Here is a 22,317-nt window from a genome sequence, read left to right on the forward strand (position 1 = left end):
TATGACGCTAAACCAGCGCATGTAGTTCCGCAGATTCTGAAATAATCTTTTCAATTGCGGACAATTGGCTTTTACGCGGCCTTTTCCACCCGGTTGGCGGCACGCGCCTTCACCGTGTTGCGGACAAAGGCCAGAATGAAGAAGCCGCTCATGATGAGAACGATGGTCGGCGCGGGCGCGCTGTCGATCAGGAAACTGGCCCAGATGCCGATGATGGACGACGTCACAGAAACCGCAATGGCGGCGATCATCATGCTAGAAAAGCGGCGCGTCAGCAGAAAGGCGATGGCACCCGGTGCCACCAGCATGGCGACGGATAAAATGATGCCGATGGCCTGCAAGGCGCCCACCACCGTCAGCGATAGCACCGCCAGCAAGCCATAATGCAGCAGGCGTACCGGCAGGCCGATGGCCTTGGCGTGTTGCGCATCGAAGGCATGGACAAGAAGGTCCTTGCGCAGCAGCACCAGAAACAGCGTCGCCGCCAGCGCAATCAGTCCTGTCTCGATGATATCACTGACAGCAACGCCCAGCATGTCGCCGAACAGAATATGGTCCAGATGTACATCACTCTGCACCTTCACATAGAGAACCAGCCCCAGCCCGAACATGCCGGAAAAGACGATGCCGAGAACCGTGTCTTCCTTGATGCGGCTGTTTTCCTTGAGGAAGCCGGTGCCGAGCGCGCAGATCATGCCCGCAATGAAAGCGCCGATGGAAAAGGGAATGCCGACGATATAGGCGATGACAACGCCCGGCAGCACGGCGTGAGAGACGGCATCCCCCATCAGCGACCAGCCCTTCAGCACCAGAATGCAGGAGAGCATCGCCATCGGCACCGCGATCATCAGCGTGATGACGAAGGCATATTGCATGAAAGGCAGTTGGAACGGCAGGATGGCCAGTTGCAGGTTTTCGCTCATTGCGTGGTTTCCAATGCAGCCTTGGCCTTGGCGCGGGAGGCGAGATAGCCATGCTTGGGCGCAAAAACGAAGGCGGTCAGGAAGATCAGCGTCTGCAACACCACGATAATGCCGCCGGTCGCGCCATCCAGGAAGTAGCTGAGGTAAGCGCCGACGAAACTGGTGCCAGCGCCAATGCCGAAACTCATGCCGATCAGCCGTTCGAACCGATCTGTCAGAAGATAGGCCGTGGCACCCGGCGTTACCACCATGGCAACCACCAGAAACGCGCCAACCGTCTGCAAGGCGGCAACGGTGGAGGCGGCGAGCAGGGTGAAGAAGATGATTTTCAGCAGATCGGGATTCAGGCCCACGGTGCGGGCATGGTTTTCATCGAAAAACACCACCATGAAATCCCGCCACTTCACCGCCAGCACCAGCAGACTGATGCCGCCGATCAGCGCCAGCTGGATCGTATCTTCGGTCGTGATCGCCAGAATATTGCCAAGCACAATGGTCTGGATGTTGATGGAGGTCGGCGACAGCGACACCATGAACAGGCCAAGACCGAAAAAGGAGGTGAAGATCAGGCCGATGATCGCGTCTTCCTTCAGCCGGGTCTTCTGGTTCAGAAACAGCATCGAGCCCGCCGCCAGCCCGCCGGAGATGAAGGCGCCGAGCGAAAAGGGCAGGCCCAGCATATAGGCACCCGCCACACCCGGCACGATGGCGTGGGAGAGCGCATCGCCAATCAGCGACCAGCCCTTCAGCATCAGATAGGAGGAGAGAAAGCCGCAGACGCCACCCACCAGTGCACTGACCCAGATGGCGTTCAGCATATAGGAATAGGTGAAAGGTTCGAGAAGAGTCTCAATCATGGCTCTTCGCTTTCGGGGTCGCTGTGGCCGTGCCGTCCTTGCTGTAGATCACGAAAGGACGCTCGTCATCGGTGATGACCTTCAGATGGCGCGGGTCGGCATCGTCATGCAGGTCGGTTCCACCCAGAATGAAGTGACGCAGGCTGCCGCCAAAGGCTTTTTGCAGGTTCTCTTCGGTAAAGGTATCTTCGGTTTTGCCCGACGCAATCACCGTTCCCTTGACGAAAACGGCACGGTCGCAAAACTCCGGCACGCTGCCGAGATTATGGGTGGAAACCAGCATGATGCGGCCTTCGTCGCGCAGCGCTTTCAACAGCGCGACAATCTGCTCTTCGGTGTTCACATCGACGCCGGTAAACGGCTCGTCCAGCAGAATGACCTGACCTTCCTGCGCCAACGCCCGGGCCAGAAACACCCGCTTTTTCTGACCGCCGGAAAGTTCGCCGATCTGGCGCTTGCGGTAGTCCACCATGTTGACGCGGGCCAAGGCTTCATCCACCATCTGGTGGTCGCGTTTGGTCGGAATGCGCAGGAAATTCATGTGGCCATAGCGGCCCATCATCACCACGTCTTCCACCAGAACCGGGAAGCTCCAGTCCACCTCTTCGGCCTGCGGCACATAGGCGACGAGATTCTTTTTCAACGCATCGCGGGCGGGTTGATCGAAGATCGAGACGGCGCCCGCCGCCAACGGTACGAAGCCCATGATGGCCTTGAAGATGGTGGATTTACCCGCACCATTGACGCCGACAAGCGCCGTAATCGTGCCGCGCGGAATGGAAAAACTGGCGCTGCGCAGCGCCGTGTGGCCATTGCGATAGGTCACGGTCACATCATCAACGGTTAGTCCGGTTTCCGTGCCCTTTCGCTTTCCCATCATCATTTGGACAGACCTTTCACGATTGTTTCCGTGGTCACGCGCAGGAGGTCGAGATAGGTCGGCACGGGACCATCCGCTTCGCTGAGTGAATCCACATAAAGAATGCCGCCATAGGCAGCGCCCGTTTCCTTGGCCACCTGCTTGGCCGGGTCAGGAGAAACAGTGCTTTCGCTAAAAATGACCTGAATATTGTGCTCGCGCATCGCATCGATCACGCCGCGCACCTGCTGCGGGGTGCCCTGGCTATCGGCATTGACCGGCCAGAGGAAGAGTTCCTTCAACCCGAAATCACGGGCGAGGTATGAGAAAGCGCCTTCGCTCGTCACCAGCCAGCGCTTGCTCTCCGGCAGGGCAGCGATGGCATCGCGCATCGGCTGTATTTCCTGTTTGATCTTGTCGGAATAGGCCTTGGCATTTGCCGCATAGAGATCGGCATGGGCGGGGTCGATCTGCGCCAAAGCTTTGCGGATGTTTTCGACGTAGATGAGGGCGTTGTCTGGAGACATCCAGGCATGCGGGTTGGGCTTGCCCTGATACGCCCCGCCGCTGATCGACATCGGCTGCACGCCTTCGCTCACTGTCACATTCGGCACGTCAGCAAGGTTGGCCAGAAATTTCTGGAACCACAATTCAAGATTGAGGCCATTCCACAAGACCAGATTAGCATTGCGGGCTTTCAGAATGTCACGCGGGGTGGGCTGGTAATTGTGAATTTCCGCACCGGGCTTGGTGATGCTGTCCACCTCTGCCGCGTCACCCGCCACGTTGCGTGCCATATCCGCGATGATGGTGAAGGTGGTGACGACCTTTGGCTTCTCAGCAGCCGCTGCCGCGAAAGGCAGGAAAAGCGTTGCAACACAGAGGATGGAACGAAGCGCCAGTGATTTCATAAGACTATAAAACTCCTAATGCGATTAATTCGCAATATCAATTTGGGTCGAGATTTGTTTTTTGTCAACGCTATTGCAAATCATTTGCAACAAAGATCGTTCCACCATGCCCAAGCGATTTTTTCGCGGAGTCCAAAAATGGTTCAGTTGAGCATGTGGATTTTAGCGCGAGTTAAATCTTCTTCAACGAGAACACGTCAGAATTGATCTCTGCACGGACGCAGCTTTGCCTGCCCCGCGCTAAGTCATTTCGCAGTTCTGCTGCTTTGGCGATCTGCAGATGACGGGCATTGAACGGGGTAATGGATGTCGGGACGTTTGACTTGAAAGCAGTGTTCAAGAGAATACGGTTTTCTCGCAAGTTCGTATTGATTGGTAGCGGAATCCTCCTTCTCGGGGGAGCATCCGGCGTTGCCGCTATTGTCGTGGGCAAAGAACGCCTGTTCGGCCCCACCTACGCATCCGTAAACGGCCTTGAATGCAAGATGGTGCAGACCGTCAACATCAAGAAAAACGGCGCCGTCTGGATTCGCAAATTCATCCGCACTGATGGCGGTGATGGCACGGAGCGGGTGAAAACCGCGCTGCGCGTGGCCAAAGCCGTTTATGACAAGCAAAAACCCGATCTGGTGCAGGTCTCCGTTCTCGATGAACACGGCCCCACCATGCGCTCGGATATGCGCGGTCGTGCCATTGCCGCACAGGTCGTTTTCATTCCCGACGTGAAGAAGCTGCCGGAAGACGCCGACGCCAAGACCTATTCCGCCTTTTATTATGATGGTGTGCCCAATGGCGATGGCCTCTTTTACGGTTTGAGAATCGATCTGCCGCTTGAAGACACCGAACAGCTCTCCGCCAACCTCAAGGACTTTACAGATTGCAGCGACCCAGCCGCCGAGGCCCCTGCTGACGCGCATGGCTCTGCTGCAAAGGGTCACGAAAAATCCAGTGGGCATGGAGAAAGCGGCGGCCATGGCGACAGCGGTGGTCACGGCGAAGCCGCACCCGCAGAAGCCGAACATGGCAGCCCGGCACCGGAAGCTGCCCATGATGGCGGACATAATGGCGAGCCTTCCGCAGAAGGTGGCCACTCCGCGGCCGATGATCCGCAGCTTCTTACCTCAACGCCTGAGCATGATAGCGGTAGCATATTCAGTTTCTCTTATATTAAGTCGCTGATCTTCGGAAAGGGTTCTACTGTGGCTGTCGCGGCAGAGCCGGTGCACGAAGCACCAGCCAATGCGCCGCCTGCCCATACGCCGGCGGTCACCGAACCGGCAGAGGCTGCCAAGCCCGAACATTGATCATCGAGGCTACCAGCACCGCCTCCATCTTTTCGATTTGGTTGCCTTTTCTCCTATTTTGAACGGCATGAAAAAATTTTAAAATTTTTTCGTCCACACGCTTTTGGTCTGCCGCATAATGCGGGTGCTTTAGAAGCAAAGGGGTGCAACGCGCGGCACTCTTGCGGTTTGAAGGCCGGTATCGACAAGCGGTCACTTAACAAAAGGGCCGTTTCCGCGAACCCACCTCTTGCCACTGGCCAGGCAAGAGACCGGGCGTTCCGATAGATATCGTGAAAGTGCCATTACATCAGGTCCGGCAAATGCAAGACCTTACCCATACCAGCCAATGCAACACGCATTTGCCGGGCATTCATCATCCCTCCGGTTCGCTTTTCGAAAAAAGCGGGCCGGAGAGGATTTCGCGTGGTTACTTCCCTGTGCCTTCTTGTGTGCACCGCAACATGACCTATCTGTGTTGGGTTTTGTGCTGGACCCGGCGCGGCGCATGCGTGCCATGTCCTAGGGTCTGCCCCCAAGGAGATTGCTATGCTGATCGAGAAATTGAACTGGCGTTATGCCACCAAGAAAATGGACCCGTCCAAGTCCGTGTCCCAGGACAAGGTAGACCGCATCGTTGAAGCGGCTCGTCTGGCGCCGACATCGAGCGGCCTTCAGCCCTTCGAAATCATCGTCGTCACCAACCCGGAAACCCGCGCCAAGATTCAGGAAATTTCCTGGAATCAGGCGCAGGTCACGGAAGGTTCGCACCTTCTGGTGTTTGCCGCCTGGGACAACTACACCGCAGACCGCATCAACCACATGTTCGATCTGACCAATGACGAACGCGGCTTCAAGAACGAAGGCTGGGAAAAATATCGCCAGTCGCTGCTATCTTCCTATCCGCAGCGTGACGCACAGGTCAATTTCGAACACGCCGCCCGTCAGGCCTATATCGGCTTCGGAATGGCCGTTGCGCAGGCTGCTTTCGAAGGTGTGGACTCCACGCCGATGGAAGGTTTCGACCCTGCCAAGCTCGATGAAATCCTCGGCCTGCGTGAAAAGGGCCTTCGCTCTGTCACCATCCTGCCTTTGGGTTATCGTCAGGAAGACGGCGACTGGCTGGTCAACCTCAAGAAGGTCCGCCGCCCGCTGAACGAGTTCGTCACCACGGTCGAGTGATTTTGCGATAAAATGAGGTCGATTTTTCCATCGCTCGCCGATAATTGAAAAATCATACCTATAAAATAGTATCGCAGACAGGCATGTTTGCGATACACAAAGGCCGATCCCGGCTTTCACCAAGGAAAGTTCAACGTAATGCTCCGGAACGTCTTCCGTTGTCGAATGTGCCAGTTGGTTGCATGAGCAAACGCGGCTAACCTTGCCGCCGGGTTTTCGACCAAACAGACACAGTCCGAAGAGCATTTTATGACACGTCAAAATTCAGCGGCCAACTCCGTGCCCGCCGGTCAAGCGAGCAGCGACCCGATGGTCGTGTTCGAGGCTGTGACCAAGACTTTTGGCGACCCCAAAAGCCAGACCTCCTTCACCGCCCTTGCCGGTGTAGATTATGTCGTGCCACGCGGCTCGATCTCTGGCATCATCGGTCGCTCCGGCGCAGGAAAATCCACCCTCATCCGCCTCGTCAATGGTCTGGAGCGTCCAAGCGCCGGTAAGGTTGTCGTTGATGGTGTGGATGTCGGCGCGCTGGATCAGGCCGGGCTTCGCACCCTGCGCCGCTCCGTCGGCATGATCTTCCAGCACTTCAATCTTCTGTCTTCGCGCACGGCTTATGACAATGTTGCCCTGCCATTGGAGATCGCTGGCGTATCGCGCGCTGAGATCAGCCGCAAGGTTGGGCCGCTGCTCGATCTGGTCGGGCTGGGTGACAAGGCCAACCGTTATCCTGCAGAGCTTTCCGGCGGTCAGAAGCAGCGCGTCGGCATCGCCCGTGCGCTGGCAACTGAGCCAAAGCTGCTGCTGTCTGACGAAGCCACGTCTGCACTCGACCCGGAGACCACGCAGTCCATTCTGGAACTGCTGAAAAAGATCAATGCCGAGCTCGGCCTGACCGTCCTTCTCATCACCCATGAGATGGAAGTGGTGAAAACCATCGCCAGCCAAGTAGCGGTCATCGACAAGGGACTGATTGTCGAGCAGGGTAGCACCTTCGATATCTTCACAAATCCGCGCCATGAAACGACCCGCAGCCTGCTGTCCTCAGCCGTCGGTGTGAAGCTTCCGCATTGGGTCACCGCCGGTTTGAAGCCGGATGCAGCGCCCGGCGACCGCGTGCTGGTGCGTCTCGTCTTCTTCGGCGATACGGCTTTCCAGCCGCTCACCGCAAGACTGGTCGCGGAAATCGGTCCTGATGTGAACATCCTCGCCGGCACCATCGAGGAAATCTCCGGCCAGCCTTTCGGCTCGCTGGTGGTGTCCTATCCGGCAACGCCAGAGGTCACGGCCCGTGCCAACCGTTTCTATGCCGATACCGGCCTGACCACGGAGGTCCTCGGTTATGTCGCCTGATATGCTTTTTGCTGTTCTCTGGAAGGGTCTGATCCAGACGCTCCACATGGTCGCCGTTTCCGGTCTCGTCGGTTCGGCTCTCGGCCTGCCTATCGGCATTTTCCTCGCCACCAGTGGCAAGGGCGAGCTGTTCGAAGCGCCCATGGTCAACCGTGTCATCGGCCTTATCGTCAACGCCGCCCGCTCCACACCCTTCATCATTCTGGTCGTGGCCATCATCCCGTTTACGCGGCTCGTCGCTGGCACCTCCATCGGTACTTCTGCCGCCATCGTGCCGCTGACGGTGGCGACCGTTCCCTTCGTTGCCCGTCTGGTGGAAGCTGCCATTCGCGAGGTCGACAAGGGCCTGATCGAAGCGGCGCGTGCCATGGGTGCAACCCCGCTTCAGATCGTCACCAAGGTCCTGCTGGCGGAAGCCAAGCCCGGCATCACGCTCGCCCTGACGCTGACGCTCGTCAGCCTCATCGGCTATTCGGCCATGGTCGGCGCTGTCGGCGGCGGAGGTCTCGGGGATCTCGGCATTCGCTATGGCTATCAACGCTTCATGCCTGACGTGATGCTGGTCGTCGTCGTCGTTCTCATCGTGCTTGTCCAGATCGTGCAAAGCGCCGGTGACGCGCTTGCCCGCAGCTTCGACAAGCGCAATCGCAAAAACTAAAAACTAAAAAACTCGTCTAGGTAAAGGAGACATCTCATGAAAAAACTCATCATCGCGGCTTCGCTCGCAGCCCTGTTTGCAGGCAGCGCACTGGCTGAAACCATCAAGATCGGCGTCACGCCTGCCGAACATGCGCAGATCATGGAGCAGGTCAAGAAGGTTGCTGCCACCAAGGGTCTCGACCTCGAAATCCTCGAATTCTCCGATTACGTCGTGCCGAACCAGGCGCTGGCCGATGGCGAGCTTCAGGCCAATTCCTTCCAGCACCAGCCTTACCTCGACAACCAGGTCGCAGACCGCAAGTTCGATCTTGTCAGCGTCGGTACCACCATCACCACCCCGATGGGCGTTTATTCCAAGAAGGTGAAGAGCCTTGACGAGCTGAAGGACGGCGCAACCGTTGGCATTCCGAACGACCCGACCAATGGTGGCCGCGCGCTGCTGGTTCTGGCTTCCAAGGGTGTGCTCAAGGTCAACCCGGATGTTGGCCTCAAGGTCACGCCTGCCGACATCACCGAAAACCCGAAGAACATCCAGATCGTTGAACTCGACGCTGCCCAGCTGCCGCGTTCGCTTGACGATACCGACGCTTCGGTCATCAACACCAATTACGCAACGGCTGCGGGCCTGAACCCGAAGAAGGACGCCATCGCCATCGAAAGCGAAAAGTCCCCTTACGCCAATGTCATCGCTGTGCGTGCGCAGGACAAGGACAAGCCTTGGGTGAAGACGCTGGTCGAATCCTACCACAGCCCGGAAATCAAGACCTTCATCCTTGAGAAGTACAACGGCACGGTCATTCCGTCCTGGTAATCTGACCTTTCGATTGATCGGTTCATTCAAGCCTCTCCCATGATAATGGGGGAGGTTTTTTTACGTCTGGTTAGCCGTAATTGAAAAGCCCGCGGCTTTTGCCATCTGCTCGCCGCGATTGAGAAAAACCGGCCCTGTATCTTAATATCTTTTGAAGATTTCACGCAGAATATGCCATCTTCAGGGGAAAAAAGATGCAGTTCAGCGATGCCGCGTAAAGTTGCCAGGGGACGGTCGATCGGTCAGAGCACCGTCGTTGCCGGCGTTCTCTTTGCGCTTGCGGCCGTGGTCGTCATCGTGACGGTTCTCATCCTGTCCGCGCTTGGCAATGTGGCTGAAAACACCAATGCGCTCGATGAAAAGCGCTCTTTGGAAACGACATCCGGCGCGCTGGCGACATTTCTCAACCAACTCAATTCGACGCTCAACGATTATGCGGCCTGGGACGATGCGGCCCAATATGCCTATGCCGCTGATGGCATGCCTTGGCTGGTCGGCAATTACGGCGACATGACCGTCAACAGCGATCTGTTCGACACCGCTGTTCTCATCGATGCCGACGACCGTGTCCTGTTAGCCTATCGCAACGGTGCCGCCGAAGATTGGCCGCTTCCAAGCTATTTCGGCAATGGCCTCGCCAACCTCATACTCAAGGCCCGCTCGGCGCCATCAGGCCAGGCGCCGGAAGCATCCGGTTTCCTCAAAACGCGGGATGGTATCGCCGCTGTCGGCGTCGCTCTGGTTCGCCAGAAATCCGGCCTGCTAAGTGTTCCAGAAGACGCGAGACGCTACCTGATCTTTGCCCGTCATCTGACGGCTGAGAAGATCGATATGCTGGCCCATACTTACGTCGTCAACGGACTTTCCCTCCAGTCTCCCGATACGCATCCGGCCTATTTCGTCAGCATCATTGATCCGATGGGCGAGGTTCTCGGCCATCTGACCTGGCGTTCGCAGATGCCGGGTGATGTCAGCCTTGAAGAAGTGCGCCCGCTGGTGCTTGGGGCAAATGCCATCACGCTTCTGTTTTTTCTGGCGCTTGTGGCCATCGGCAGCACCGCGCTTAAAAAGCTGAAACGGGATGAGGCGTCTGCCCGCCGCGAATTGCTGCGCGACCGGCTGAGCGGGCTTCGCAACCGGCCCGGTCTGTTCCTTGGATTGAAGCGCCTATTGGCGGATTCGCGGCAGGATAATTCCTACGTCAAACTCATCTATCTCGATCTCGATGGCTTCAAGGAAGTCAATGATTCCTTCGGTCACGGGGCGGGCGACCTTCTGATCAAGGGTGTTGCCGCCGCTTTGCAGGTGCTGGCCGCAGACAGGCTGCTGGCGCGTCTGGGCGGCGATGAATTCGCCATCGCGCTGCAAGGTCCGAATGCCCGCATCGAAGGCCGCAAGCTGTGCGAGGATTTGCTGACCCTGTTTTCCGAACCCTTCATGATCGGCGACCGCGTCGCCTCGATTGGTTGCAGCATCGGTACAGCCGTGGCCAAGGGTGGCGATATCGACGGCGAGGAACTTTTGCGCCGCGCCGATATGGCCATGTATGAGGCCAAGGAGAGCGGTCGCGGGCGGTTCATGGCCTATGAAGCCTATATGGACACGCGTCGCGAAGAGAAGAACCAGCTCGAAGCCGATCTCAAATATGCCATCGAAAACGACGAGATCACGGTCGTCTTCCAGCCGGTGGTCAATACGCTCACTCGCCGTATCACCGGGGTGGAGGCGCTTGCCCGCTGGAACCGTGCCGGTTATGGCCCGGTCTCACCGGATATCTTCATTGCGGCGGCGGAAAGCAGCGGCATGATCGACCGGCTCGGCCTTTCGGTTCTGCGCAAGGCCTGCCACGCCGCAGCGGAATGGCCAGACATCAAGCTCGCCGTCAACATCTCGCCGGTGCAGTTCAGAAATCCGCTCTTTGCCGCTCAAGTCCTGTCCATCCTCGAAGAACACGGCATCGCGCCTGCACGGGTGATGTTGGAGATGACCGAGGGCTATTTCATTCACCACCCGGAACGGGCTGGCACGGCCATCGAAAAACTCAAGCAGATCGGCGTCAGCATCGCACTCGACGATTTCGGCTCCGGCTTTGCCAGCATCGGCTATCTGCGCCGCTTCGGCTTCAACCGCATGAAGATCGACAAATCGCTGGTCGTCGCACTGGACGAGGGCGGTCGCTCACTGGAAATGCTGACCGCCACCGTCGCTCTTGCCCGCTCGCTCGGCATCCCCGTCACGGCAGAGGGCATCGAAACGGAAGACCAAGCCGCCATTCTGCAACTGTGCGGCTGCGACGAATTGCAGGGCTACCTGTTTGCCAAGCCGATGCCTGCGGAACAGGTGTGCGGACTTTTGGCAGAGCAGGATGCGCCGGTAAGGCAGTTGAAGGTTTCTTGAGGTGGGGGTTGGCACGGCTGGATTATCTCTCCCCCTGTGGGAGAGGAAGAAAAATCATGATCTTAGCTGAAAGCTAAGTCATAGATTTTTCAGGTGAGGGGTTTGCCGCTTGCGCCGAGGGGAAACCCCTCACTTGCGATTTCTAACACTTAGCCTTTGGCTAAGGTGTTGAAATCGCTTTCTCTCCCACAGGGGGAGAGATAATCCCTGCGCGCTCACCGACCGATATGCTTCTCACCGCGCTGCTTCGCCAGATCGATCTGCTTCTGGCGATTGCGGAAACGCTGGCGGTCTTCTTCGGTGCGGTCGTCGTAGCAGCTGGGGCAGGAGACGCCTTCCTCGAACTTGGGGGACAGACGAACTTCCGGCGTAATCGGGTTGCGGCAGGCGTGGCAGAGTTTGTGGTCGCCTTCGGCCAGGCCATGAACCACCGACACACGCTCATCAAACACGAAGCAGGCGCCTTCCCACAGGCTTTCTTCTTCCGGCACCTCTTCCAGATATTTCAGGATGCCGCCCTTGAGGTGATAGACCTCATCGAAGCCCTGCTCCTTCATGAAGGCCGTAGCCTTTTCGCAGCGGATGCCGCCGGTGCAATACATGGCGATCTTCGGCTTGTTATGCAGGCCGGGATTGTTCTGCACCCAGCCCGGAAACTCGCGAAACGTCTTGGTCTGCGGATCGACCGCGCCCTTGAAGACGCCGATGGCGGTTTCGTAATCGTTGCGGGTGTCGATGAGAATGGTGTCCGGGTCGGAAATCAGCGCGTTCCAATCCTTCGGATCGACATAGGTGCCGACGATCTGGTTCGGATCGATATCCGGCACGCCCATGGTGACGATTTCCTGCTTCAGCTTCACCTTCATGCGCACGAAGGGCATCTTGGAAGCGCGGCTTTCCTTGTGTTCCAGTGCGGCAAATTCCGGCTGGGCGCGCAGATAGGCAAGCACGTTGGCAATGCCCGCATCGGTTCCGGCAATGGTGCCGTTGATGCCTTCAGCCGCCAGAAGCAGCGTGCCCTTCACGCCATTTTGCTGGCAGAGCGTGAACAGCGGCTCGCGCACGCTTTCGAACCGCGGAAAGCGGGCGAAATGGTAAAGCGCTGCCACGAGGAACTCTCCGGTGGCTTCCGGGCGGGGTAGGGTAGAGGTGTCGGTCATGGCGGCTGAAATACAGCCAGACGGGCCTTTACGCAATCTTATTTCGCTTGGATGCAGACCTTGCCTTGAAGTTTTGAATTTTGTCAAAACCGCCACAGGCCCTAGCTGGCAGCGTCTTTCCACAAAAGCCCGATGATTTTGCTTTCGCTCTTGGCGGATTCGGCAAACACATGGTCGGCCAGATCGAGACATTCCTGACGCGCCGCCTGCTGGCGGTGGATGATCGCTTCCCGCAACGGGGCAAGCGTGTCGCCATCCGCGAAACGCTCCGCCTCGTGGTCGGCGGTGGTGGCCAGAACCGAGAGGTCGTGTTCATGGCCCAGCAGATCGACCAGCCGTTTGGCATCAATCTTCTTGGCGCGCAGAGCCGATGGCCAGAGCCGCCGCATCAGCGCCAGATGGATCCAGTAAACCTGTCCGCTTTTGCGCAGATCGTGGAAATCCTCGTCATGAGCCTGTGCGTGACATTGGCTGAGCGCCTTGAGTGCCTTCCTGCGCTGCTTGCGCCATGTCTGCTTCACCAGCTTTTCAGCCGTTTTTGTGGATGTCGGCAAGGATAGATGCTTCAAGGCGTGCTTGCCCTTTTCGCATTCCATCAAAGCGTCCCGGATACGGGCGGGCAGGTCGCCATCGTCACCAGTCATCGCATCGCGGCGGTTTGCAAGAGCGTCATGGGCAGAGGCGAGCGCCTGGCTTTCGGCGTCCGAACGGCTGAAGTGCTGGAGGTAATGGATGCTTTCCACCAGAGCAGCGGCCTCGCGGGCCTGCGACAGCGAGCGGGCAATATCGCGAAAGCGCTCGTTTTCAGCCTTGCGAAACGCCGGTTCTTCGCTTTCCACGAAGCGGTAAAGGGCGCGCAGCCGCTTGAACTTCTTGCGCGCCTCATGCACGGCCTTGTGCGGACCTTCCGGCTGCTGCGACAGAGCCGCCATGGCATCGTCGATCAGTTCGCTACCGATCCGCTGCAACTCATCGCTAAAGGGCTTTTTCGGGTCAATCCTGAATGACATGGCATAGCTCGGTGCTGAGATCGTCTGTCGCGAGATATTGGTTGGAATATCGACGGTCGCCGGTGACTTCCGGGCCCAGCCATTTCGGCAAAGCCGGCTGGTCGGTTTCGGCAGCCAGTTCCACCTCGGCAACCGTCAGACCGCGATAGATACCATCGAACACATCGACTTCCCACACGAAGCCTTCATGCTCCACGGTGTAGCGAATTTTTTCGATGATGAAGCCGGGGGCGGAGGTCAAAAGTTCTTCGGCATCGGAAACGGGAATGTCATATTCATATTCGTCGCGCACGAGACCGCCGACCCCGATCTTGATGGTCAGGGTCGCGGCATCGTCCCCCTTGATGCGCACGCGCACGGAACGGTCTTCCAGCGAGACGATATAGCCTTGGCGAAACCGCGTTCGCGATGCGATTTCCTCGCGCCAGCTCTCATCTGCCACCAGAAACTTGCGTTCGATTTCTTTTGCCATTCAACAACCTGCCCGATTTCGGCCACCGTAGCCTATGCAACTGTCATGAAAAAGTAATGAAACTGAAATATTTCGTTTTGCCTCGACAGATCAGGCGTTGCGCGCTAATTGAATGCGCAATTCAATCGATTCAATAGAGGAGACACCATCATGGCCCAGGATTCCGAAAAGCTGCTTTCCATCCTGAAACTTCAGCCGGTGGTGCCTGTCCTTATCGTGGAGGATGTCGCCTCTGCCGTGCCGCTGGCCCGCGCGCTGGTGGAAGGTGGCCTGAAGGCCATCGAAATCACCATGCGCACGCCCGTTGCGCTCGATGCCATCCGCGCTGTTGCCGATGAAGTCGAAGGCGCGCATGTGGGTGCTGGCACCATTCTCAATGCCAAGGATTTCGAGGCGGCGGCCAAGGCTGGCTCCACCTTCATCGTCAGCCCCGGCATCAACAAAAGCGTGCTGGAAGCGGCCAAGGGTTCCAAGGTTCCGCTTCTGCCGGGCGCGGCAACGGCCAGCGAAGTCATGCATTTGCGCGACAAGGGCTACAAGGTTCTGAAATTCTTCCCCGCCGAACAGGCCGGTGGTGCGCCTTACCTCAAGGCGCTGTCGTCGCCGATTGCCGATGTCATGTTCTGCCCAACTGGCAGTGTTTCGCTGAAAAACGCCAAGGATTATCTGTCTCTGCCGAACGTCGTTTGCGTTGGCGGTTCCTGGGTTGCGCCGAAGGAATTGATTGCCGCCGGTGACTGGGCTGGCATTACCAAGCTTGCTGCCGAAGCGGCAGCGTTGCGCGGCTGAGTGCGAGCGTTCACGACGCCGTGAACGTTGCGGCCATTTGTATTCGCATCCGGACTTCCTATCTCCTGTTTCACGATTGATTGACACAGGAGATTTGAATGTTCGACGCGAAAAAGCTTCTAGACCAGTTTTTGGGTTCGCAGGTGCCGGGCCTGTCGGGAAGCGTGCGTGACCGGGCCGGACAGGCCACCGAAATCGCGAAGAACAATCCGATGAAGACCGGCGCCATTGCCGCCGCCATTTTCGGCACCAAGACCGGACGCAAGCTGGCAGGTAATGCCGCAGCCGTTGGCGGCATTGCCGCCATCGCAGGTCTTGGCTATCTCGCCTACAAGAACTACCAGTCCGGCAAGACGCCACAGACGGCACCCCAGCCGCAGCCGACGCAGGAACTTCTGCCGCCGCCCACGGACTCGCCGTTTCATCCGCAGTCGGAAACGCTTTCCAACAATTTTGCGCTGACGCTGGTGCAGGCCATGATTGCCGCTGCCAAGGCAGACGGCCATATCGATGAAGCCGAGCGCGCCCGTATCATGGAAAAGGTGCAGGTGTCCGAACTGGATCAGGAAGCGGGTGCCTTCATCGAAAAGGAACTGGCCGATCCGCTGGATATCGACGCACTGGTGGCCGCTGCCAAGACGGAAGAGCAGAAGGTGGAACTCTACACCGCCTCGCGCCTGACCATTGAACCGGACAGCCGCGCCGAGCGTGGATATCTCGATCTGCTGGCTGGTCGTCTCGGCCTGCCGGATGCGCTGGTGGAGCATATCGAAGCGACAGTGTCTGCCGCCAAGGTGTGATGCTGTGCGGGGAGGGGCGCTTTGCCTCTTCCCATAAAGCCGTTGCAGGACGAGCAGGTGATCTCGCGTCGCTTATCGACAGCCCATCACCTGATCGCTTGCAAAGGTTTCAAAAGGGGAGGTTTCTCCCCTTTCGGTTTTTAGACGTAGCGGTTGACCACGTTCTCAAGATATTCCTGACGACCGGACTTTGGCTCAGGGTTGATGTTGTCGCGCTCGACCATCGCCGCGATCTCATCCAGCTTCAGCTCGCCGCGCAGCAGCTTCTGGGCGTCTGCCGAATCCCACTTGGCGTAACGGTCTGCCAGTGGCTGCGACAGGGCCTTGTCCTCGACCATCTTGGCGGCTGCCTTCAGGCCACGGGCGCAGCAATCCATGCCACCGATGTGACCGATCAGCAGGTCGGCTGGATCGAGCGACTGACGGCGCAGCTTGGAATCGAAGTTGGTGCCGCCATTCTTGAAGCCGCCACCTGCCAGCACATGGTAATAGGCCAGCGCCATTTCCGGCACGTTGTTGGGGAACTGGTCGGTATCCCAGCCGGACTGGTAATCGTTGCGGTTCATATCGATGGAGCCGAAAATGCCGAAGGCGTTGGCCATGGCCAGTTCATGCTCGAAGGAGTGACCGGCCAGAATGGCGTGGCCCTGTTCGATATTGACCTTCACTTCCTTGTCCAGTCCGTGCTTTTGCAGGAAGGCGTAGACGGTGGCGACGTCGTAGTCATACTGGTGCTTGGTCGGCTCCTGCGGCTTCGGCTCGATCAGGATCGTGCCTTCGAAACCGATCTTGTACTTGTATTCCACCACCAGATTGAGGAAGCGGCCAAGCTGATCCAGCTCACGCTTCACATCGGTGTTGAGCAGGGTCTCGTAGCCTTCACGACCGCCCCACAGAACATAGTTCGCGCCGCCTAGCGTCTTGGTGGCATCCATGCAGGTCTTCACCGTCGCTGCCGAGTAAGCAAAGACATCCGGGTCCGGGTTGGTGGCGGCACCGGACATGAAGCGGCGGTTGGAGAACAGGTTGGCGGTGCCCCAGAGAAGCTTGACGCCGGTGTCAGCCTGCTTCTGGCCGAAATAATCCACGATCTCGTTCAGGTTCTTCGTGTTCTCGGCGAAGGTCTTGCCTTCCGGGCGCACGTCCGCATCGTGGAAGCAATAAAACGGCGAACCGAGCAGCGAGAAGAATTCGAAGGCGACATCAGCCTTCAGCTTGGCCGCCTGCATGGTGTCTTCAAACCACGGACGCTCGAAAGTCTGACCACCGAACGGGTCGCCGCCCGGCCATGTGAAGGTGTGCCAGTAGGCCACGGCAAAGCGCAGATGATCTTCCATCCGCTTGCCGCCGACGATTTCATCGGGGTTGTAATGGCGGAAGGCCAGCGGATTGGTGCTGTCTGGGCCTTCATATTTGATTTTCTGGATGTCGCCGAAAAAGCCTGTGGTCATGGTTCTCTCCCTAGTTTGCATAGTGGTAAAATGGTGAAGTCGTTTCTGGGTATAGTCGCTTGTGTTGGCGGGTGGGGCTTACCCCCCCTCTGCCCTGCCGGGCATCTCCCCCACAGGTGGGGAGATCGACTCGTGGAGACCTCCCGCCCATCTCAACGGCTGCGGATAAAGCGAGGAGCAAGCGTCTAGCCAATCTCCCTCCTTGTGGGGGAGATGTCCGGCAGGACAGAGGGGGGTAAGCCCCACCCACCGGCCCATCAATGCGACAAACCTCTAATCGCCGGATAAAGCGCCCGATAGCGCCCATAAGCCTCCTCATAGGCATCCCCCAGCGCTGCCACCGGCTCGATCGTCTCCTCCGTTTCCGGCTGCGAGCACACAGCAACCGGGTCTGCCCCCGTTGCCGCAATCAACCCCAGACGCGCTGCGCCAAACGCCGCGCCGAAGTCGCCTTCCGCCGGAATATCGACGGGGACACCGAGTGATGTGGCGATGGAGGCCAGCCAGTAGCGCGAGCGCGAGCCGCCGCCGATGGCGGTGACGCGGTCGATCGAGGTGCCTGCGGATTTGAGCGCTTCGAGATTGTCTCTGATGGCGAAGGTCACGCCTTCCATCACGGCCTGTGTCAGCGCCTTGCGGTCGCTTTCGTGTGACAGGCCAATGAAGGAGCCGCGAATGGCCGCGTCATTGTGTGGGGTGCGTTCGCCCGAGAGGTAAGGCGCGAAGGTGACGCCGGTCGGGGCCTTCAGTTCGTCGCCCAGTTCTGTCGAGAGGTCGGCTGCGGATTTGCCGGTAATGCCGGAATACCAGTTCAGCGCGTCGGTGGCCGAGAGAATGACGCCCATCTGGTGCCAGGTGTTGGGCAAAGCGTGGCAGAAGGCGTGGACGGCGCTTTCGGGCTTTGGCAGATAGGAGGCGTTGGCAGCAAACAACACGCCTGATGTGCCCAACGAAACGAAGGCATGGCCTTCCGACACCGTGCCCATGCCACAGGCGGACGCGGCATTGTCACCCGCGCCACCGGCGACCACGACCTTGCCCGAAATGCCCCAGGCGGAGGCGAGTTCAGAGCGCAGCGTTCCGGCCTCTTCCGTGCCTTCGACAAGCGATGGCATATGTCCTTCCGTCAGGCCGGTGGCCTCCAGCAGCTCGGATGACCACTTGCGCGCGCCGGTATCGAGCCACGAGGTGCCTGCGGAGTCGGACATTTCCGAGATGTATTCCCCCGTCAGCCAAAGGCGCAGATAATCTTTCGGAAGCAGGACCTTGGCGACCTTGGCGAAAATCTCCGGCTCGTTGTTGGCGACCCACACCAGCTTCGGTGCAGTGAAACCCGGAAACACGATGTTGCCGGTGATCTTGCGGAAGCGCGGGTCGGCGTCCAGCTTTGCCGCTTCTGCATAAGAACGGGTGTCGTTCCACAGAATGCAGGGGCGCAGCACATCGCCCGCCGCATCCACCAGCGTTGCGCCGTGCATGTGACCGGAAAGGCCGATACCTTTGACGGCAGCCAATTCCTGAGGGTGCTTCGCCTTCAGACCAGCAATCGCCGTTTCCGTTGCTTTGATCCAGTGTGACGGGTCCTGTTCCGACCAGCCGTGGTGCAGGCGCGAAACGTCCAGCGCGCCATTGGCCGAACCGATGACGTTTTGATCACCATCAATCAGCAGCGCCTTGACGCCGGATGTTCCCAAATCGAGACCGAGATACATGTTTCCTCCAGTGCTATGTCAGTGTCAGGGGAGATTATCCCGCAAGAATATGTCGATACGGATGCGCTCCTGCGCTTCGATGACGGCAAGACCATCGGCACGAGCTTTGAGGACGCGGATGGCGCTGCGCACTTCATGGCCCGCATCCTGGTTCAGCACCGCATCCAGCACGCCCTCGGCCAATCCGTTGGCGGTGTTTTCGGTCAGTTCGTGGGCGATGACGCACGGCGAGGACGGCTGGCGCGATGATTTCAGCGCCTTGATGAGACCGCGATTACCGGCGCCCAGACTGTAGAGGCCGAGAAGATCAGGATTGGCGTTGAGGCATTCCGAAACCAGCTGCTCCACAGTTTCAGGGTCGTCACGTCCTTCTAGAACCGGCAGAAGGCGAAGATCGGGGAATTCCTCGTCTATCACGGAGCGGAACCCGGCCAGCCGCTCACGGTGGTCCTTGACCAGCATGGAGCCTGCCAGAACCGCGACATCACCGCCTTTTTCCGGCAGAAACCGGCCCATCAGGCTGGCAGCGGTTCGCCCGGCGGCGACGTTATCGACGCCCGCAAAGTGGTCGCGCCGGGAGCCGGTGATATCGGAGACGAGAGTAACGGCGGCAATGCCGCTATCGGCCAGCCGATCCGCCGCTTCCACCACATCCTCGGCATCGATGGCGACGAAGGCGACGCCCGAGGGCTTTTCCTGCCGCGCCACATCCAGCGCCTGCGCAAGTGCCGCCGCATCGAAAGGCGGTACTTCGATGATGCGGATGGAAGTGCGCTCCAGATAGGAGCGCGAGGCAGCGGCCCGCACCTCGGCGCGAAGACCGGCCATAAAGGAATTGTCGTTGTTGGGCAGAATGAAGACCAGCGCATAGCTGCGGCCCTTGGCCAGATTGGCAGCCGCCATATCGCGCACATAGCCCAGCTCCAAAATCGCCGCCTCGACCTTGGCACGGGTGACAGCATGCACCCCAGGACGCAGGTTGATCACCCGGTCAACTGTGGCAAGGCTGACGCCCGCTTTCGAGGCAATATCGTGAACTGTCGGCTTCATGCTTCCTCCCGGGAGGATTCCATAAAGAAGTTTTTGAGGTACGTAAATCAGAAAATGACGTACGTACCTCAAAATCGATTTTATACAATCGTTCCTCAGCAACCGGCAATGAAACTATAGAAAAAAACGAGCAGATCGTTTATGGGATTATTGTGACTTTAAACGGAGTAGATGCTGTGAGCATCGTGGCACAAAATTTTGGTGGACGTATTATCTCCTCCGAAAAATTTCCCGAACTGAAAACGTTGCTTGCGCGTATTCAGGACGCCTACGATCCCATCGACGTCGTTCTCTACGGCAGCCAGGCGAGGGGCGAGGCGACTGCGCAAAGCGATTGGGACCTGAAGATCATCGTGTCTGATGAAGCGTCCGAAAACCTTTTTTCACCGATGTTCGGATGGCGCGTCCAGGAAGGGTCAGGCGTTTACGCGGACCTATCCTGCGTGCGCGTGTCAGACTTCCAATCGGATCTGGCCGTTGCGAACTCTGCAGCAAGCCACATTGTTGACGACGGAATTGTGCTCCGTGTCGGCTGAACTGCATATCGCGAATGCCCTGCGTTTGGCTCATGCAGACCTGGAGGCAGCGGAAATGCTGGCTGCCAAACAGAACAGAAACGATGCCTACCATGCCCAGCAGGCAGTGGAGAAAATTCTCTTGTCGCTGTTGACGTCGGAAGGCATCAGGGCGGAAAGACGCGACTCCCATCGTCTCGATGTTCTGCGCGATCTTTTGCCGGACGAAAATCCTTTCAAAGAGAGATTTCGGTCACTGACCTTTCTGACCATCTATGCCACGACTTACCGCTATCCCAAGGATGCCGGCCGTATGCCTGCGAGAGCGGAAAAGGATGATCTCGATTTCGCCATGAAAGCTGTCGGAGAAATATTGGCCGAGGTTGCCGTCCACTTCGGTGTCATGCTCGCTGACTCCGATAAAGTTCCCGCTACGATATCTGCTGCACCTCGAAAGTAAGTCTGTTGGGACGCTATCAAAACAAAGGGCCGCCATTTCTGGCGACCCTTCAGCGCTGCGGTGGAACTTTTTGAACTTAGTGGCCAGCGTCCGGGGGTGGGACGGCTTTGGGTTTGTTGATCAGCAGGGTAAGCAGGATCAGGCCGCTGAACAGGATGGTCAGTGCCAGGAACACATCGGCAAAGGCCTGAAGCCAAGCCTGTTGTGAGACAACGCCGACGAGTTTCTTGACGGCGACGGAGGTACCGTCCATGCCATAGGAATCATAGTTGGCGCCGACGCTGTTCAGCCATTCCAGTGCTGCCGGGTTGCTGAAATTTACATGTTCGGCAATGCGGAAATAGTGGTCGTCCGTGCGCTGGCTGAGCATGGTGTTGATGACCGCAAGACCAACCGCGCCACCGAGGTTACGGGTGAGGTTGAAGAGGCCGGACGCATTCTTCATGCGGGCGGGCGGCAGGGTGCCGAGTGCGATGTTGTTGATCGGCACCATGCACATCATCAGCCCGAATCCGCGCAGGATTTGCGGGATCAGCAGCTCGTAGAAATCCCAGTCTGCGGTGACGTGGGTCATGATCCACGTTCCCGAACCGAAACTGATGAAACCGACGGCCATCATGAAGCGGGGATCGAGTTTGGTGGAGAGCTTGCCCGCAATCGGCGCGGTAAAGAACATGGCCATGCCCGAAACGAACATGGTTTCGCCGATCATCAGCGCATCGTAACCGCGAATGCGCCCCAGATAGAGCGGGTACATGTAGGTCAACCCGTAAAGACCGATGCCCATGACGAAGGAAAACAGCGAGCCGATGGAAAAGTTTCGGTCGGCAAAGGCCTTCAGATCCACCACCGGGAAATCCACCTTGAAGGCACGCCAGAAGAACACGACACCGCCAATGGTCATCGCAACTGCGCCGATGACGATATTGGTGTCGTTGAACCAATCGTTGTTGTTACCCTCTTCCAGGATATATTCCATCGAGCCCAGGAATACGCCCATTGACAGCAGGCCCCACCAGTCGAACCTCTTCCACAGCGAAAGCTCCGGCTTGTCGAAATCGATGAAATTCCACGTCACCAAAGTGACGATGATGCCGGGGATGATGTTGACGAGGAACAGCCAGTGCCAGGAGAAGGCATTGGAAAGATACCCACCGACCGTTGGGCCGATGGTGGGTGCCAGCGTCGCCACAAGACCGATGATGGGCGACACCACCGAGCGCTTGGAGGGTGGGAAAATGGTGAAGGCGGCGGCAAAGACGGATGGGATCATGCCGCCGCCTATGAAGCCCTGAATGCAACGATAGACGATCATCTGGTCGATGTTCGTCGCGGTCGCACACAGGGCGCTGGAAATGGTGAAGCCAGCGGCGCAGGTGGCAAACAGCACCCGCGTCGACAGGATACGCGCCAGCGTTCCCGACAGCGGAATCATGATGACTTCCGCAATCAGATAAGAGGTCTGTACCCAGGCGATTTCATCGGACCCGGCACCCAGACCGGCCTGAATTTCCGCAAGGGATGCCGACACGATCTGGATATCGAGGATCGACATGAACATGCCGAACACCATCGCGAAGAATGCGATGAGGCGTCTGCGATCCATCGGGGGATCGACCGCCGCGGCGTTGCCGCCCGCCATATTGGCTGTTGCCGCCATGATCT

21 protein-coding genes are annotated in these 22,317 nt (G+C 58.2%); 10 read left to right on the plus strand and 11 right to left on the minus strand.

Annotated elements, in window-relative coordinates; all coding sequences use genetic code 11:
- Positions 1–71: 71 nt before the first annotated feature.
- Genes AC27VJ_RS13315 through AC27VJ_RS13330 form a run of 4 tightly spaced genes read right to left on the minus strand, consistent with a single transcriptional unit; the run spans position 72 to position 3,550 of the window.
- Entirely contained in the window at positions 72–923 is an 852-nt protein-coding gene (locus tag AC27VJ_RS13315) for a metal ABC transporter permease (protein WP_488684449.1), read from the minus strand.
- On the minus strand, positions 920–1,780 hold the full coding sequence (locus AC27VJ_RS13320; RefSeq protein ID WP_488684450.1) for a metal ABC transporter permease: 861 nt from the start codon (positions 1,778–1,780) through the stop codon (positions 920–922). Before AC27VJ_RS13320 ends, AC27VJ_RS13315 begins: the two co-directional genes overlap by 4 nt.
- Complete coding sequence (locus AC27VJ_RS13325) at positions 1,773–2,660, minus strand: manganese/iron ABC transporter ATP-binding protein (RefSeq protein WP_488684682.1); 888 nt, start codon at positions 2,658–2,660, stop codon at positions 1,773–1,775. The genes AC27VJ_RS13320 and AC27VJ_RS13325 overlap by 8 nt, the downstream gene beginning before the upstream one ends.
- Positions 2,660–3,550, minus strand: coding sequence for a metal ABC transporter substrate-binding protein (locus AC27VJ_RS13330; protein WP_488684451.1), 891 nt, complete (start codon positions 3,548–3,550; stop codon positions 2,660–2,662). Before AC27VJ_RS13330 ends, AC27VJ_RS13325 begins: the two co-directional genes overlap by 1 nt.
- 344 nt (positions 3,551–3,894) lie before the next feature.
- Here AC27VJ_RS13330 and AC27VJ_RS13335 point away from each other — a divergent pair, with 344 nt between their 5' ends.
- The 6 genes from AC27VJ_RS13335 to AC27VJ_RS13360 all read left to right on the plus strand — a co-directional run bounded on the left by AC27VJ_RS13335 (position 3,895) and on the right by AC27VJ_RS13360 (position 11,233).
- Positions 3,895–4,854, plus strand: coding sequence for a hypothetical protein (locus tag AC27VJ_RS13335; protein ID WP_488684683.1), 960 nt, complete (start codon positions 3,895–3,897; stop codon positions 4,852–4,854).
- 528 nt (positions 4,855–5,382) lie between these two features.
- Entirely contained in the window at positions 5,383–6,015 is a 633-nt protein-coding gene (locus AC27VJ_RS13340) for an NAD(P)H-dependent oxidoreductase (RefSeq protein WP_488684452.1), read from the plus strand.
- Positions 6,016–6,324: 309 nt separating this feature from the next.
- Positions 6,325–7,365, plus strand: coding sequence for a methionine ABC transporter ATP-binding protein (locus AC27VJ_RS13345; protein ID WP_488684684.1), 1,041 nt, complete (start codon positions 6,325–6,327; stop codon positions 7,363–7,365).
- Positions 7,355–8,023: a methionine ABC transporter permease gene (locus AC27VJ_RS13350; RefSeq protein ID WP_488684453.1), complete on the plus strand. Its 669-nt coding sequence runs from the start codon at positions 7,355–7,357 to the stop codon at positions 8,021–8,023. Before AC27VJ_RS13345 ends, AC27VJ_RS13350 begins: the two co-directional genes overlap by 11 nt.
- Before the next feature lie 36 nt (positions 8,024–8,059).
- Positions 8,060–8,836 carry a MetQ/NlpA family ABC transporter substrate-binding protein gene (locus tag AC27VJ_RS13355; protein WP_488684454.1) on the plus strand — a complete coding sequence of 259 codons (777 nt, stop codon included), beginning with the start codon at positions 8,060–8,062 and terminating at the stop codon, positions 8,834–8,836.
- A 207-nt stretch (positions 8,837–9,043) separates the two neighbouring features.
- The gene (locus tag AC27VJ_RS13360) at positions 9,044–11,233 is read left to right on the plus strand and encodes a putative bifunctional diguanylate cyclase/phosphodiesterase (protein ID WP_488684455.1); all 2,190 of its coding nucleotides are present in this window, start codon (positions 9,044–9,046) and stop codon (positions 11,231–11,233) included.
- 215 nt (positions 11,234–11,448) lie between these two features.
- Here the strand turns inward: AC27VJ_RS13360 and trhO are convergent, their stop codons facing one another.
- The 3 genes from trhO to AC27VJ_RS13375 form a co-directional block, all read right to left on the minus strand.
- Positions 11,449–12,393: an oxygen-dependent tRNA uridine(34) hydroxylase TrhO gene (gene trhO, locus AC27VJ_RS13365; RefSeq protein WP_488684456.1), complete on the minus strand. Its 945-nt coding sequence runs from the start codon at positions 12,391–12,393 to the stop codon at positions 11,449–11,451.
- Positions 12,394–12,494: 101 nt separating this feature from the next.
- Positions 12,495–13,403 (minus strand): CHAD domain-containing protein, encoded by a 909-nt coding sequence (locus tag AC27VJ_RS13370; protein ID WP_488684457.1) that lies wholly within the window; start codon positions 13,401–13,403, stop codon positions 12,495–12,497.
- A complete protein-coding gene (locus AC27VJ_RS13375) occupies positions 13,387–13,875 on the minus strand; it encodes a CYTH domain-containing protein (RefSeq protein ID WP_353577847.1) in 489 nt (162 codons plus the stop codon). The genes AC27VJ_RS13370 and AC27VJ_RS13375 overlap by 17 nt, the downstream gene beginning before the upstream one ends.
- Positions 13,876–14,025: 150 nt before the next feature.
- Between AC27VJ_RS13375 and AC27VJ_RS13380 the strand changes: the two genes are divergently transcribed.
- Both AC27VJ_RS13380 and AC27VJ_RS13385 read left to right on the plus strand, forming a co-directional pair.
- Entirely contained in the window at positions 14,026–14,664 is a 639-nt protein-coding gene (locus AC27VJ_RS13380; RefSeq protein WP_488684458.1) for a 2-dehydro-3-deoxy-phosphogluconate aldolase, read from the plus strand.
- A gap of 98 nt (positions 14,665–14,762) precedes the next feature.
- A complete protein-coding gene (locus tag AC27VJ_RS13385) occupies positions 14,763–15,464 on the plus strand; it encodes a tellurite resistance TerB family protein (protein ID WP_353577845.1) in 702 nt (233 codons plus the stop codon).
- 140 nt (positions 15,465–15,604) lie between these two features.
- On the opposite strand, the gene xylA is transcribed toward AC27VJ_RS13385, so the two are convergent.
- From xylA to AC27VJ_RS13400, 3 genes are all read right to left on the minus strand, one after another.
- Positions 15,605–16,915: a xylose isomerase gene (gene xylA / locus AC27VJ_RS13390; protein WP_488684459.1), complete on the minus strand. Its 1,311-nt coding sequence runs from the start codon at positions 16,913–16,915 to the stop codon at positions 15,605–15,607.
- Between the two features lie 257 nt (positions 16,916–17,172).
- Complete coding sequence (xylB, locus tag AC27VJ_RS13395) at positions 17,173–18,627, minus strand: xylulokinase (RefSeq protein ID WP_488684460.1); 1,455 nt, start codon at positions 18,625–18,627, stop codon at positions 17,173–17,175.
- Between the two features lie 24 nt (positions 18,628–18,651).
- Positions 18,652–19,677 carry a LacI family DNA-binding transcriptional regulator gene (locus AC27VJ_RS13400; RefSeq protein ID WP_488684461.1) on the minus strand — a complete coding sequence of 342 codons (1,026 nt, stop codon included), beginning with the start codon at positions 19,675–19,677 and terminating at the stop codon, positions 18,652–18,654.
- 176 nt (positions 19,678–19,853) lie between these two features.
- Here AC27VJ_RS13400 and AC27VJ_RS13405 point away from each other — a divergent pair, with 176 nt between their 5' ends.
- Together AC27VJ_RS13405 and AC27VJ_RS13410 are read left to right on the plus strand one after the other, a co-directional pair.
- Complete coding sequence (locus AC27VJ_RS13405) at positions 19,854–20,213, plus strand: nucleotidyltransferase domain-containing protein (RefSeq protein ID WP_488684462.1); 360 nt, start codon at positions 19,854–19,856, stop codon at positions 20,211–20,213.
- A complete protein-coding gene (locus AC27VJ_RS13410) occupies positions 20,203–20,652 on the plus strand; it encodes a HEPN domain-containing protein (RefSeq protein ID WP_488684463.1) in 450 nt (149 codons plus the stop codon). The genes AC27VJ_RS13405 and AC27VJ_RS13410 overlap by 11 nt, the downstream gene beginning before the upstream one ends.
- 76 nt (positions 20,653–20,728) lie before the next feature.
- On the opposite strand, the gene AC27VJ_RS13415 is transcribed toward AC27VJ_RS13410, so the two are convergent.
- Complete coding sequence (locus AC27VJ_RS13415) at positions 20,729–22,312, minus strand: DHA2 family efflux MFS transporter permease subunit (protein ID WP_488684464.1); 1,584 nt, start codon at positions 22,310–22,312, stop codon at positions 20,729–20,731.
- Between the last annotated feature and the right edge of the window lie 5 nt (positions 22,313–22,317).

This window comes from Agrobacterium sp. 20P9.1.2 (assembly GCF_057799395.1).